At 44.1% G+C, this 261-nt stretch carries 1 protein-coding gene; it reads left to right on the top strand.

All coding sequences use genetic code 11. The annotated features are described in order from the left end of the window. Positions 1 to 206: hypothetical protein (locus MN204_RS20905; RefSeq protein ID WP_249872970.1), on the top strand; the 206-nt coding region annotated here is incomplete at its 5' end. Positions 207 to 261 lie beyond the last annotated feature (55 nt).

The following is a 261-nucleotide window of genomic DNA, read 5'->3' as shown; positions in this document are numbered from 1 at the left end:
ATATCTTGAAGAAGGAGATTTCTGTCGTGGCAAAACTCAAGGGCCATTGCGAGTTGACAGGCGATATCAAGTACTTGGGTTTCTGTGAAATGTTCTCTATGGCCCTGTCAATGTATGTGCGCGCCCTTAGAACTCAAAAAGCGTTTACCCAGAGGCTCGCAGAACGAGAACGATTTTGTCTAGATCCATTTTATAGTAGTCCATGAAGAAGGACAGAGTACTACTTTTAGGATTCCATTCCACATCATCGTGGACAGTAGC

This window comes from Oceanobacillus saliphilus (assembly GCF_023522835.1).
Classification (GTDB): Bacteria; Bacillota; Bacilli; order Bacillales; family Amphibacillaceae; genus Oceanobacillus; species Oceanobacillus saliphilus.
This window is presented reverse-complemented; position numbering and strand designations above follow the sequence as displayed.